Genomic DNA, 12,513 nt, shown 5'->3' with positions numbered 1-12,513 from the left:
ATACCGAGGAAGTATTCGGTTTAATCCCCTTCTCAGGAGCCCAGGCCGTTGAGGTTATAATCCAGGTACGCCACCTCCCGGTGTCTGTGTAATTTACGTTACAGGAATTGCCCGCTAAAATGTATACTTTCGCCAGAGTTTTAAAGCATTGCATTTAATCCCATCTGATATGGATACATCCCACCTTAAACCGACGGATGCCCTGGCGATTGAACGAACCCGCCTGGCCAATGAACGGACGTTTCTCGCATACTTCCGAACCTTTATCGTCTTCCTGAGCTCTGGATTTGCCATCCTGAAAATCGAGGTCCTGCAGGAAATACGCGAAGTAGGTTATTTCCTCATCCTGCTTTCCCCGGTTTTACTGATTATCGGGCTTGTTCGATTCCTTTATGTGAAACGCCAGGTTCGGAAATACTATTATCCCCCGGAACTGACAGGTAAAAAGTAAGGCGAAATGAGGTTGCAGGGGTAGGCTTTAGTTTTGAGAAAGGGGCGGGGGCACCCCCGTTTGAAAAGAACGGAATGCCCGATCCGGCCAGACTAATGGGCCTCTTTATTTGCCAACTGCCCGCAGGCGGCATCGATATCCTTCCCCCGGGAACGCCTTACGGTGATCGTTATCCCTGCCGCTTCAAAAGCACGAACATAATCCTGAACCGATTTTTCCGAGGCCTGTTGGAAATCCCCGTCATCAATTGGATTGTATTCAATAAGATTCACTTTGCAGGGGGTGGCTTTACAAAAATCCAGAAAGGCGCGAATATCCGACGCTCCATCATTAATCCCTTCCCAAACCACGTACTCATAAGTAATCCGACTTCGCGTGCGATCATACCAGTACTGTATGGCCTCTCTGAGTTCATGGAGCGGCATTTTAGCATTAAAAGGCATTATCCCGGTTCGCGTAGCTTCCACCGCTGAGTGAAGGGAAACGGCCAGGTTGCACCGCAGATTTTCATCAGCCAGTTTACGAATCATCTTAGGCACCCCGGAGGTGGATACCGTGATTCTTTTGGGCGACATTCCCAGGCCCTCCTCGGAGGTGATCATCCGGATCGCTTTGACCACATTGGGGTAATTCATCAAGGGCTCACCCATACCCATGAAGACAATATTGCTCAGGGGCCTTCCGTAATACAGACGGCTCTGCCGGTCTATGACCACAACCTGGTCAAAAATCTCATCCGGATTCAGATTCCGCATGCGTTTAAGTCTGGCGGTTGCGCAGAACTGACAATCCAGACTGCAACCCACCTGGCTCGAAACACAGGCCGTGGTTCGGCTTTTGGTTGGAATCAAAACAGATTCCACGATCAAACCGTCATGCAGACGGACTGCATTCTTTATGGTGCCATCCTGGCTGCGCTGCATCTTATCGACAGCAATATGGTTGATCGTAAAATGGGTAGATAGTAATTCCCGATGTTCTTTCGAGAGATTGGTCATCCCCTCAAAGGAGTGTGCGCCTTTTTGCCATAGCCATTCATACACCTGGTTGCCGCGGAATGCCTGTTCACCTTTTTCCGTAAAAAAGGTGCGGAGGGCCTCCCTGCTCAACTTTCTGATATCGCTTTTCTCGGCTTTTTCCATGACCGGTTTAGGTAAGCCGTTTTAGTATGCTAAAAAACAAATTTCCTAGAGGATGAGCATGGCATCCCCATAGGAGTAAAAACGGTATTGTTCAAGAATGGCTTCCTTATAGGCGCGTTTCATAAGATCGTGCCCGATAAAGGCAGAAACCATCATCAAAAGAGTGGATTTCGGCAAATGGAAGTTGGTGATCATCGCATTGGCGATACTGAATTCATAGGGCGGGAAGATAAACTTATTCGTCCATCCCTGATGCGTATTCAGTGTATGTTCAGAGGAAACTGCGCTTTCCAGGCCGCGCATTACAGTAGTTCCCACTGCACATACCCTGCGTTTCTCCCTTTTGGCATTGTTTACAATTTCCGTTGCCCTTTCGTCAATAATGAGTTCCTCACTATCCATCTTATGTTTGGAAAGGTCTTCAACCTCCACCGGATTAAAGGTTCCCAAACCAACATGCAGGGTAAGTTCGGCAAAATCAATACCCTTGATCTCCAGTCGTTTAAGCAGGTGTTTTGAAAAATGGAGTCCTGCTGTAGGGGCCGCTACAGCTCCTTCGTGTTTTGCATAAATGGTTTGGTATCGCTCTTCATCTGATTCTTCAACTTCCCTTTTGATGTATTTCGGAAGCGGGGTTTGCCCCAGCTCGCGGAGTTTACGCCTGAAATCCGGGTAAGATCCGTCATAGAGAAAACGCAGTGTTCTTCCCCTTGAGGTAGTGTTATCGATAACTTCGGCTACCAAAGCTTCATCCTCACCAAAATAGAGTTTATTTCCAATTCGGATTTTACGTGCGGGATCTACCAGAACATCCCAAAGGCGTTGATCCTGATTCAGCTCGCGAAGCAGGAAGACCTCGATCCGCGCTCCCGTTTTCTCCTTGTTTCCAAAAAGACGGGCAGGAAACACTTTTGTGTTATTTAAAACCATCACATCCCCTTCGTCGAAATAGTCGATCAGGTCCCGGAACAACTTGTGCTCAATCTTTCCGGTATCCCGATGAATCACCATCAACTTTGATTCATCCCGATGGTCAGCCGGGTATTCCGCGAGTAAGTCGTTTGGCAATTCAAAGTTGAAATGAGATAGCTTCATAAGGTGCTGGGAGTTTACAGTTTTGCGGCAGCAAATATACGATCCCGCAACAGGGGTTGTCAAGTAAAACACACTAATTCTACCTGTTGCCATAGAATCAGGGCACTCCCCTAACCGCCATAATTAGGGATGGACAATCCTTCAGCCCATAGCCCACAGGCATTGCCTGTCTCTTTTCTATAAAAAACTATCTTTGAAAATCATTCGATAATTATCACTCTAATGTGCACACCACGATATTTTCTGGTCCTTTTTTGGATGCTCTCTGCCTGCTACGGATGCATGGAGGCTAAAAAATCAAAGGACCACGAGATGGCTGAAAAAGCTATTGTTTCTCAAACATCAGAACCCGTGAGGTCAAACCGCCCAGCCCAAATGACCGAGAACAACCCATACTTCCACGCAACCGGATCAACTCCGCAATGGAGCCTTAATATTTCGCAAACCGGTATTGAACTCACCACAAAACAGGATACGATCTACACCCCCCATGTCCAACCAGATAGGGCTATGGATGCCAATGTCAAACGGTACCGTGTGATAACCGAATCCACCGAATTGATTATCGAGATAAATCAATCGGCCTTTAGCTCTGACTCAGACAAGATGTATCCTTACAAGGTCACCATACGATACAGGGCCACCGAAAACCCTGACTTCACAAACTTTGAGGGGTGTGGCTCATACATCCTGGATTACCGACTCCACGATATTTGGGTACTAGAGTCCCTTAATGGGAAGGGTATTGCAGTCCCTGAAGGCCGGGAACTCCCCCATATGGAAATAAACAGGGAATCAAATGAATTTCTGGGGACGACTTCCTGCAATCAAATGCGGGGTAAACTTTTTTTTGAGCCGGAACTGTTGCGTTTTACAGATGTGATCACTACCCGAAAAATGTGCCCCGGCCCGTTGGAGGCTGAATTTCTAAAAGCACTACAAAGCACTATTCACTATACTCTGGGCGAAAACCGGCTTCGCCTGTCCAACCCAAATGGCGTCGAAATGGTCTTCAAAAAAGTAGATTGAAGCGACTTCACACGCAGATTTAACGTAACTTCCTTCCTAAAGACCATGGCATTATGACCAACAATCATATCGACTATATCGAATTCAAGGCAGGGGATCTGCAGGCTGTGAAAAAGTTTTACACCAAGTGCTTCCGGTGGGAGTTTACCGATTACGGCCCGGATTATACCGCATTTGAAAACAGCGGGGTTTCCGGTGGTTTTGAGCGGTCAGATACGGGGCCGTCGGCAGGTGCTCTGATCGTACTCTACCATAAGGATCTCATTAAAATCCGGGATGTCATTTTAAAGGAAGGTGGCAAAATCCGAAAGGACATCTTCGCCTTCCCGGGAGGGAAGCGTTTTCACTTCGAAGATCCGGCGGGAAATGAACTCGCCGTTTGGTCCGAAGACGAAAGTTAGGCTTTATCCATAAAAAACCCCAGCTTGGACAGGTCTTCCCAAAAACCGGGATAAGACTTGGAAACCACTTCTGAATCCTCAATATACAGGTCTTTTTTCAATGCCAACGGCGCAAAGGCCATGGCCATTCGATGGTCGTTATACGTCTCTATGGAGACCCCGGCCTTCATTTCTGCATTTCCCTCTAAATGCAGGGAACGGTCGGTAACGCGAATACGGGCCCCTAATTTGGTCAACTCGGCCTTTAGCGCTTCCAATCGATCCGTCTCCTTGATCTTAAGGGTATGCAACCCCTTGAGGTCACATCCGATTCCCAGGCCAAAACAGCAGACGGCCAGGGTTTGGGCCAGGTCTGGTGCTTCCTTCAGATCCAGATCCAGGTGATCTGTATTTGGAAGGGCATTTTTCACAAGTACAAGCGTATCCCCTTCGAATTTTGATTCCACTCCCAGGGGGCGGAATAGTTCACAAAGCACCCGGTCCCCCTGCAGGGAGTCTTCGCGATAGGCTTTCAGCCCAAGCCTGCTTCCAACAACTGAAAGGGCAAGAATACTGAAATAATAGGAGGCGGAACTCCAGTCCGACTCCACCACGCAGTTTTTTGCAGGTAATTCCCGGGTGTGAAAGACCTCAATAACGGAATCCTTCATTTGAGTCCGGATTCCCACGCGATTCAAAAGCCCAAGGGTCATTTCAATATAGGGAAGTGAGGTAATATCCCCTTTAAGGGTGATTTTGAGGCCATCCGGAAGGGATGGCGCAATCAGAAGCAGGGCGGAAATGTACTGACTGCTGATATCGGCCGGCAATTCTACCGAAGATCTGGTAAGAAGCTTGCCTCTTATACGCAGGGGCGGGCAACCATAGTCCTCCAGATACTCCACATGGGCCCCAATGGCGTTGAGGGCTTCAACCAATACCTGTACAGGGCGTTGTTTCATACGCTCGGATCCGGTAAGGATCACTTCCCGGCCATCCTGGCACGCAAAATATGCCGTAAGAAACCGCATTGCCGTTCCGGCATGATGTATATCAATGAGTTCAGACGACCGGGCAAGTGCTTTCTGCATGACGGCAGAGTCGTCTGAGTTGGAAAGATTTTCGATCTGGATCCCTGGAAATAATGCCTGCAAGATCAACAGACGGTTCGATTCACTTTTGGATCCCGTGATCCGTATGGAACTATCGATTTGGGTGGATTTGACCCCTGTGAGATGTAGTTTCAAATTTCCTCGGCCTTTAGAAGGTTCAACCCTGGTACTGCTACCGGAGCTTCGTATTATCTCGGTGTCTGTCGCTGTCGCGTTTTGTTTTGACCTCGAGTTTGCGATCAAAAGCGGCCTGTAAATCAATCCCTGTCTGATTGGCAAGGCACAACACCACAAAAACGACATCCGCCAGTTCTTCCCCCAGGTCTTTATCCTTATCGGATTCTTTTTCACTCTGTTCCCCGTATCGCCTGGCGATGATCCGGGCCACCTCCCCTACTTCCTCAGTGAGTTGGGCCATGTTCGTGAGCTCGTCAAAGTAGCGGACCCCGTGTGTTTTTATCCACTGGTCCACCGCCAGCTGCGCGTTTGAAATATCCATAGGTCGTGTATAAAATCAATTGCATTTAAAGCAAAAAGACATCAATGTCTTCACCAGTGTTATTCCCGGTTCCTGGAATCGATCATAATTGTCACAGGACCGTCATTACATAGATCAACCTTCATATCAGCTCCAAAAATACCGGTTCCCACTTTGCGTCCCAGCAATTTCTCGAATTCCTGAACAAATCCCTCATAGAGCGGAATGGCCATTTCCGGCCTGGCGGCTCCGATATAGGAAGGACGATTGCCTTTTTTTGTACTGGCCATTAAGGTAAACTGACTGACGACTATTACATCTCCTTTTACCTCGGTTACGGATCGGTTCATGACGCCGTTCTCGTCGTTAAAAATACGCATGTTACCAATTTTAGGGACAAGCCATCTGAGGTCTTCCTGCGTATCTGTAGTGCTGATTCCCAACAATATCAATAATCCTGAGTCGATTTCGGATACCTTTTTACCGGAAACGGTTACACTAGCGGATCGCACCCTTTGGATTACTGCCCTCATACGTCTTCTTTCATCCCGGTGCGATAGACATCTTCCTCACCAGTGACCATTTGCACATACGATTTATAACGGCTCAGGGCTACCTCCCCGGTTTCAAGGGCCTGCTTTACGGCACATCCCGGTTCATCGAGGTGCAAACAGTTGTTAAAACGGCATTCTGACTTCAACTCAAAAAGTTCGGGGAAGTAGTCCCCTATTTCCTCCTTCTCCATATTGACCAGGCCAAATCCCTTGATTCCCGGAGTATCGATGATTCGCGCTCCAGAAGGCAGGTCGTACATCTCGGCAAAGGTCGTAGTGTGCTGCCCTTGTTTATGCTGCTCGGATGTCTTGGCGGTTTTTAAATCCAAATCCGGGGCTATGCGGTTGATAAGCGTCGATTTCCCAATACCCGAATGCCCTGCAAACATGCAGGTCTTCCCTTTCATCTGTTCAATCACCTGATCTACATTTCTCCCTGTAGTTGCCGAAATCCCAATGCAGGTATATCCGATATCCCGATAGAGGGCTGCCATATATTTGGTCTCGTCCTTCAGGTGTTCATCCATAGCGTCTACCTTATTAAAAAGTAGAATGGCGGGAACCCGATAGGCTTCAGCCGTGGCGAGAAAGCGATCGATAAACTCCGGATAAGTCCTGGGGTTTTCCAGGGTGACCAACAAAAAAACAAGGTCCACATTGGCCGCGATAATATGTAATTGCTTGGAGAGTTTTACAGACTTGCGGACCAAATAATTCCGCCTTTCCAGGATTTCATAAATCTGACCCACGGTTTCATCTCCGTCCTTTTGCAGGTTGAATTTGACTTCATCTCCTACTGCCACGGGGTTGGTACTCCTGATTCCCTCAATGCGAAACCGTCCCTTAATCCGGCAATTATAAAATGTACCGTCCGTGGATTTGACCCGGTACCAGCTGCCTGTAGATTTATAAACAGTTCCCTGCATTGTTCCAATTGGATAGGAGTGCAAATTACTAATATTCCCGATACCGCGGGTAGTCCTCCCGGGCATTATGCAGTCACAGATTGAGGATACTCCTGAGGACCTAAATATTCCTGAGGTAAGAGCACCCCTTTGGGCAAAAAGTCATGGCCACAAACAAAAAAAGCCGGCACCTGAGTGCCGGCTTCCGGATTTTGGAATAGTCATGGGTTAGTCCAGAAAATATACCCTTCCACCCATCATGACATCTTTGTTCACGCGCTGGGGATCCCCGTAAATTCGAACATCTCCCCCGGCGCGAATTTGTACTTCAACTTCTTCAGCCGCAAATAATTCGGCCTCGCCACCTGCAGACACACGAATGTTCGTATAATCGGTTTTAAGGTTGCGTCCTTCAAAAACACCCCCCGTATTCAGTACGATAACCTGGTTTGTGGCAATTCCGGAAGCATTGATGATTCCGCCGGTAACCGCCCTGATTTTCGCATCCTGCACCTGTAATCCAATCTCAATTTCCGATCCTTCCTGTGCACGAAGTTCAATGCGATCCTGCACAAATAGTTCGTTTCCGATGATTCGCGCACCTTCATTGGCGTCAATGACCCGAATGTCTGTGTAATACACCTCGATAAAGGTATCCTCTCCCTGGAATTTTTTCTCCAGGGGCATTTTTAGCTTCAGGACTCCGTCCTTATTCACAAAATTGATATCCTGGGTATTCTTTCCCTTAATAAGGATTCTGTTTTCATCCGATTTGATCAGGTTGACCTCGATCAGATCATAGACCTTGATTTCGTGAAAATCTCCGACCTCGCGATCCACGATTCCCTGGGCCATTATTCCCGTGGCACAGAGGGCTAAAAATAAAGTTAGTAGTGTTCTCATGATTGTGTTTTTCATATGTAAAGACATCACCCAAATCCTATTGTTACACCCTTTGCGAAAAAAAGTCCAGATTCCCGCTTTTTTCCTAATCTCAGGAATTAATTATGGTTTCCTGATGGTTGATGGACTCCTGGTGGATGGCCTTGAACATTTTAAGCACAAATTCTTCGCTCAGGCCGTGCTCCTGACCTTCGAGGATCATCTTACCCAGGATTGTATTCCATCGATTGGTCTGTAATACAGCGACATTGCGTTGCTTTTTCAGGGACCCGATGGCATCGGCTACTTTCATGCGTTTGCCCAGGGTGTCGATGAGCTGGTTGTCGATCACATCGATCTGGGCTCTGAGATTACTCAGGTTCTGCCGGTATTCCGCTTCCTGGTCCGTCTCCTTCCGAATCCGCAAATCCCTCATGATCTGAACGAGCCGTTCCGGAGTAATCTGCTGGGCGGCATCGCTCCAGGCTTTATCGGGATTGGTGTGCGTCTCTATCATTAACCCATCAAAATTCAGGTCGAGGGCAGTCTGGGAAACATCGAAGATCAAATCGCGTTGTCCGGTAATATGAGAAGGGTCATTGATCAGGGGGAGATCCGGGAAGCGGGATTGTAATTCGATAGCGATTTGCCACTCCGGGATATTGCGATATTTCGTTTTTTCATAGGTGGAAAACCCCCTGTGAATAACGCCGAGCTTTTTGATATTCGCAGACCTCAGTCGCTCGATAGCTCCCAGCCAGAGCGAAAGATCCGGATTTACGGGGTTTTTCACCAGGACCACCTTATCTGTCCCCTTTAGGGCATCCGCAATTTCCTGTACGATAAATGGACTTACCGTAGACCTTGCACCGATCCATAAAAGATCTATGTCGTGTTCAAGGGCCAGATCTACATGGTTCCTGTTTGCAACCTCGGTCGCAGTCTTCAGGCCTGTTTCCGCTTTTACCCGTTGTAACCATTTTAATCCAATGGCACCTACCCCTTCAAAATTACCCGGACGGGTTCTGGGTTTCCAGATACCTGCACGGTAGTAGTTAACATCTGTATCCTTAAGGGCATGGGCAATTCCCATGACCTGCTCCTCGGTTTCTGCACTGCAGGGCCCCGCAATTACCAACGGGTGGGCCAACTTCAAATCGTCTAACCATTTTCGCAAAGCGATCGTATTTTCCATTTTATCTTAGTTTTTTTGGGTAGGAATCCCATTTAAAATTTCACCTATCCGGTTGGTTTCTTCCATTTCTCTGAAGACGCCTTTGTAATCCCCGGAGTCCAGCAACTGCCGAAATCCCTGAAGATTGCCGATATATTCATCCAGGGTCTCCAGAACATTTTTTCGATTCTGTTCAAAAATAGGGGTCCACATGGCCGGCGAACTTTTGGCCAACCTGACTGTACTCTCAAAACCACTTCCTGCGAGGTCAAAGATATCTCTTTCATTCCGTTCCTTTTCAATGACGGTTTTGCCCAACATAAAGGAACTGATATGGGAAAGGTGTGACACATAAGCAATATGCCGGTCGTGGGCCTCAGGGTTCATGTATCGGATTCGCATGCCCATTTTGCCAAAGAGTTCAAGTGCCCGTTCCTGAATTCGGAAGGCCGTTTGCTCAACTTCACATATGATATTGGTTTTGCCCTCAAAAAGACCGGAAATTGCCGCTTCCGGACCCGTAAATTCAGTTCCTGCTATCGGGTGACATGCCAGAAAGTTCCTTCTGCGCTCATGGCCGGCTACCTTTCGGCAGATTTCAGCTTTTGTGGAGCCCGCATCCATCACCAGGGTCTCCTCCCCAATGGCATCGAGGACTTCGGATAATTGTTTCAACAATCCATTCACGGGAATGCTGAGTAAAACCACATCGGCTTCCCGGAGATCTAAATCTTCAGCAGGTCTGTCGATTAATCCCAATTCAACAGCCCGTTTCAGATGCGTCTCATTGTGATCTGCTCCCGTTATTTGAGCTCCCGGGAACACCTTTCGCAGATCTCGTGCAAAGGATCCTCCGATGAGCCCAACCCCTATGATAACTACTTTCATTATTCGTTTTCTTTGACAACGTTATGCTCACTGGGCACGGGATCGAGCCGCCTGAGCGCTTCCCGGATTTGCTCCTGTGGTACGCAGAGCGAAAACCGGATATATCCTTCTCCCTGTGCCCCAAAAATAGTTCCAGGGGCTACGAAAAGGTGTTTTTCATATAACAGCTGATCCACGAAAGTGACCGCATCCGGACTGCCCTCAGGCAGGCGGGCCCATACAAACATACCCACCGCTCTCCGATCGTAGGTACAGCCCAGGCGATCGGCGATCTGAAACATCCCGGCCCGGCGCACCCTGTAGGCCGCATCAAGGGAATCAAACCACTCCGAGCCGCTTTTAAGGGCCGCAATGGCTCCTTTCTGTATTCCGTAAAACATTCCCGAGTCCATATTGCTTTTTACCTTGAGTACCGCCTCCAAAAGGGGAGCAGCCCCCAGAAGCATCCCAACCCGCCATCCGGCCAGATTAAAGGTCTTGCTCAGGGAGTTTAATTCAAGAACATATCCCTCCCCTTCCGGAATTCCAAGAATACTGATCGGATCCCGGCTGAGAACAAAACTATACGGATTGTCATTGACCAAAAGAATATTGTGCCTCCGGGCAAAGGCGACCAGATCGGTGAGCTGCCGGCGTGTCGCAGTGGCACCTGTTGGCATGTGCGGGTAACTTACCCACATGAGTTTTACTTTTTCAAGTCCCCCGGCTTCAAGTTGCTCCAGATCTGGAAACCAGCCTGTGTCCTCGGCCAACCGGTAAGGAACGGCCTCAGCTCCTACCAGACGGGTGACCGATGCGTAGGTGGGATAGCCCGGATCTGGTATGAGAACGCGATCCCCCGGATTCAGGAAGGCCATACTGATATGCATAATACCTTCTTTAGAGCCCATCAGAGGCAATACTTCAGTTTTGGGGTCGAGCAGAACCCCGAACTTATTCTGATAAAACGCTGCAATCGTTTCCCTTAGCTCCGGAAGTCCCTGGTAACTCTGATACTGATGGGCTCCGGGTTCCTTCAGGGAATTCCTCAAGGTGCTCAGGACCGTTTCAGAAGGGGGCAGATCAGGGCTTCCTATCCCCATATTGAGAATTGGGTGTCCTTCTTCCTTAAGCTTTCGAACCTCCCTGAGTTTGGTCGAAAAATAGTACTCATGTACTTCTTGTAATCGATCTGCAGTACGTATCATAAACGCGCATTTTTATAGGCTCCGAGGAGTTGAAAATCCTCAGTTAAGATTGAAATCAGGGACTTTGCCTTCTCGAATTGAGCGTATTCTTCGAAGGTCACATCCACAAAAAAGGAATATTTCCAGGGTGTCTCAATGACGGGCAAAGACTGGATCTTGGTCAGGTTCAGGTTGCAATCACTCATTACGTTTAATACGGTAGCCAGACTCCCCCTTTTGTGATCGGTGACAAAGCGAAGTGATGCCTTATCGATCTGATCATGTGGTAATTCCTTATTGGTGGGTTTGACTATAATAAAGCGGGTCGCATTGTTTTGAATCGTTTGAATATCACTGGCCAGTATTTCCAGGCTGTAGAGTCCTGCCGCCATCTGTGGCGCTATGGCGGCTATTCCTTTGAGATGCTTCTGGTGGATCCTGCGGGCTGTTTCCGCCGTATCCGCATCCTCAACCATTCGTATATGCGGATGCCTTTTGAGAAACTCACGGCATTGCAACAGGGCCATGGGATGGCTGTGCACTTCCCGGATTTCGGAAACCTTCTGTCCCGGAAGTGCCATCAGGTGATGGTGAATATTCAGATAGTGTTCCCCAATGATGTGCAGGTGGTTCTCACAAACCAGGGCGTAATTTGGGATTATGGAACCGGCTATTGAATTTTCTATAGCCATGACAGCCTTGTCTGCCCTCCCCTCAAGGAGGGTATCGGTGAGGGTATGGAAGGACATACATTCGACGAGTTCAACCTCCCCACCAAAAAAATCGTCTGCGACCTGATGGTGATTTGACCCGCGTATTCCCTGTATGGCAACTCGAATTGGCTTCATTCTTATTTTGTTTTACAACAAAAAAAAATCCCGTTAAAACGGGACCTTACATTACAACCTTTAAACGTAATCTAAAGCGGTCCCGTACTTCTTAAATAAAAGAAGTAGGCATAAAATCCGTTCCAGAAATACGTGGTGTTCATCGAATTCACGATTTGCAGCTAATGTAGGTATTAATTCTCAATGGCCATGGACCTGTCATTTTTTTTAGGATTATTTCAAATTTCTTTCTGTATGCTGAATATTTTTCTGGAAAAATGCCCGATTGCTGGAAATAATGCAGGTCATCGGGAAAACAGATCCTCCCCTTTACCTCCTTTAAGGAGCGCATCGAGCCTGTGTTTCCGGAAGGAGGGATTTCCAGTTTTTTGAAGTTCCTTAAGGTTCATTGTGTATTTTTACCAGAAAA

The 12,513-nt window shown here is 47.9% G+C and carries 14 protein-coding genes; 3 read left to right on the top strand and 11 right to left on the bottom strand.

All coding sequences use genetic code 11. From position 1 onward, the window contains the following. Positions 1–169: 169 nt before the first annotated feature. Complete coding sequence (locus QU605_RS13710; RefSeq protein WP_289725889.1) at positions 170–451, top strand: DUF202 domain-containing protein; 282 nt, start codon at positions 170–172, stop codon at positions 449–451. Positions 452–543: 92 nt separating this feature from the next. Here the strand turns inward: QU605_RS13710 and rlmN are convergent, their stop codons facing one another. Further along, positions 544–1,593: a dual-specificity RNA methyltransferase RlmN gene (gene rlmN, locus QU605_RS13705; protein WP_289725888.1), complete on the bottom strand. Its 1,050-nt coding sequence runs from the start codon at positions 1,591–1,593 to the stop codon at positions 544–546. A gap of 45 nt (positions 1,594–1,638) precedes the next feature. Continuing rightward, on the bottom strand, positions 1,639–2,688 hold the full coding sequence (gene queA / locus QU605_RS13700) for a tRNA preQ1(34) S-adenosylmethionine ribosyltransferase-isomerase QueA (RefSeq protein ID WP_289725887.1): 1,050 nt from the start codon (positions 2,686–2,688) through the stop codon (positions 1,639–1,641). 222 nt (positions 2,689–2,910) lie between these two features. Here queA and QU605_RS13695 point away from each other — a divergent pair, with 222 nt between their 5' ends. Further along, entirely contained in the window at positions 2,911–3,717 is an 807-nt protein-coding gene (locus tag QU605_RS13695) for an META domain-containing protein (RefSeq protein ID WP_289725886.1), read from the top strand. 53 nt (positions 3,718–3,770) lie between these two features. Continuing rightward, entirely contained in the window at positions 3,771–4,118 is a 348-nt protein-coding gene (locus QU605_RS13690) for a VOC family protein (protein ID WP_289725885.1), read from the top strand. Here the strand turns inward: QU605_RS13690 and QU605_RS13685 are convergent. The 9 genes from QU605_RS13685 to QU605_RS13645 form a co-directional block, all read right to left on the bottom strand. Beyond that, a complete protein-coding gene (locus QU605_RS13685; RefSeq protein WP_289725884.1) occupies positions 4,115–5,344 on the bottom strand; it encodes a 3-phosphoshikimate 1-carboxyvinyltransferase in 1,230 nt (409 codons plus the stop codon). The two genes, QU605_RS13690 and QU605_RS13685, sit on opposite strands and share 4 nt — an antisense overlap. Before the next feature lie 37 nt (positions 5,345–5,381). Continuing rightward, a complete protein-coding gene (locus tag QU605_RS13680) occupies positions 5,382–5,708 on the bottom strand; it encodes a nucleotide pyrophosphohydrolase (protein ID WP_289725883.1) in 327 nt (108 codons plus the stop codon). Between the two features lie 59 nt (positions 5,709–5,767). Further along, entirely contained in the window at positions 5,768–6,220 is a 453-nt protein-coding gene (gene dtd, locus QU605_RS13675; RefSeq protein WP_289725882.1) for a D-aminoacyl-tRNA deacylase, read from the bottom strand. After that, entirely contained in the window at positions 6,217–7,167 is a 951-nt protein-coding gene (gene rsgA, locus QU605_RS13670; protein ID WP_289725881.1) for a ribosome small subunit-dependent GTPase A, read from the bottom strand. Before rsgA ends, dtd begins: the two co-directional genes overlap by 4 nt. A gap of 207 nt (positions 7,168–7,374) precedes the next feature. Then, positions 7,375–8,049: a head GIN domain-containing protein gene (locus QU605_RS13665; protein WP_289725880.1), complete on the bottom strand. Its 675-nt coding sequence runs from the start codon at positions 8,047–8,049 to the stop codon at positions 7,375–7,377. A gap of 91 nt (positions 8,050–8,140) precedes the next feature. Next, positions 8,141–9,223 (bottom strand): bifunctional 3-deoxy-7-phosphoheptulonate synthase/chorismate mutase type II, encoded by a 1,083-nt coding sequence (locus QU605_RS13660; RefSeq protein WP_289725879.1) that lies wholly within the window; start codon positions 9,221–9,223, stop codon positions 8,141–8,143. A gap of 6 nt (positions 9,224–9,229) precedes the next feature. Beyond that, on the bottom strand, positions 9,230–10,090 hold the full coding sequence (locus QU605_RS13655) for a prephenate dehydrogenase (RefSeq protein ID WP_289725878.1): 861 nt from the start codon (positions 10,088–10,090) through the stop codon (positions 9,230–9,232). Next, a complete protein-coding gene (locus tag QU605_RS13650) occupies positions 10,090–11,277 on the bottom strand; it encodes a pyridoxal phosphate-dependent aminotransferase (protein WP_289725877.1) in 1,188 nt (395 codons plus the stop codon). Before QU605_RS13650 ends, QU605_RS13655 begins: the two co-directional genes overlap by 1 nt. Further along, the gene (locus QU605_RS13645) at positions 11,274–12,104 is read right to left on the bottom strand and encodes a prephenate dehydratase (protein ID WP_289725876.1); all 831 of its coding nucleotides are present in this window, start codon (positions 12,102–12,104) and stop codon (positions 11,274–11,276) included. Before QU605_RS13645 ends, QU605_RS13650 begins: the two co-directional genes overlap by 4 nt. Positions 12,105–12,513 lie beyond the last annotated feature (409 nt).

Source organism: Robiginitalea aurantiaca (assembly GCF_030380815.1).
In the GTDB taxonomy this organism is placed as follows: Bacteria; Bacteroidota; Bacteroidia; order Flavobacteriales; family Flavobacteriaceae; genus Robiginitalea; species Robiginitalea aurantiaca.
Note: the sequence above shows the minus strand (reverse complement) of the source record. Positions and strands in the feature narration are given on the sequence as shown.

Excerpts from the sequence above, each read along its gene's own strand:
- QU605_RS13710 (WP_289725889.1), top strand. The coding sequence starts at position 170 with ATGGATACATCCCACCTTAAACCGACGGATGCCCTGGCGATTGAACGA.
- rlmN (WP_289725888.1), bottom strand. The coding sequence starts at position 1,593 with ATGGAAAAAGCCGAGAAAAGCGATATCAGAAAGTTGAGCAGGGAGGCC.
- queA (WP_289725887.1), bottom strand. The coding sequence starts at position 2,688 with ATGAAGCTATCTCATTTCAACTTTGAATTGCCAAACGACTTACTCGCG.
- QU605_RS13695 (WP_289725886.1), top strand. The coding sequence starts at position 2,911 with ATGTGCACACCACGATATTTTCTGGTCCTTTTTTGGATGCTCTCTGCC.
- QU605_RS13690 (WP_289725885.1), top strand. The coding sequence starts at position 3,771 with ATGACCAACAATCATATCGACTATATCGAATTCAAGGCAGGGGATCTG.
- QU605_RS13680 (WP_289725883.1), bottom strand. The coding sequence starts at position 5,708 with ATGGATATTTCAAACGCGCAGCTGGCGGTGGACCAGTGGATAAAAACA.
- dtd (WP_289725882.1), bottom strand. The coding sequence starts at position 6,220 with ATGAGGGCAGTAATCCAAAGGGTGCGATCCGCTAGTGTAACCGTTTCC.
- rsgA (WP_289725881.1), bottom strand. The coding sequence starts at position 7,167 with ATGCAGGGAACTGTTTATAAATCTACAGGCAGCTGGTACCGGGTCAAA.
- QU605_RS13665 (WP_289725880.1), bottom strand. The coding sequence starts at position 8,049 with ATGAGAACACTACTAACTTTATTTTTAGCCCTCTGTGCCACGGGAATA.
- QU605_RS13660 (WP_289725879.1), bottom strand. The coding sequence starts at position 9,223 with ATGGAAAATACGATCGCTTTGCGAAAATGGTTAGACGATTTGAAGTTG.
- QU605_RS13655 (WP_289725878.1), bottom strand. The coding sequence starts at position 10,090 with ATGAAAGTAGTTATCATAGGGGTTGGGCTCATCGGAGGATCCTTTGCA.
- QU605_RS13650 (WP_289725877.1), bottom strand. The coding sequence starts at position 11,277 with ATGATACGTACTGCAGATCGATTACAAGAAGTACATGAGTACTATTTT.
- QU605_RS13645 (WP_289725876.1), bottom strand. The coding sequence starts at position 12,104 with ATGAAGCCAATTCGAGTTGCCATACAGGGAATACGCGGGTCAAATCAC.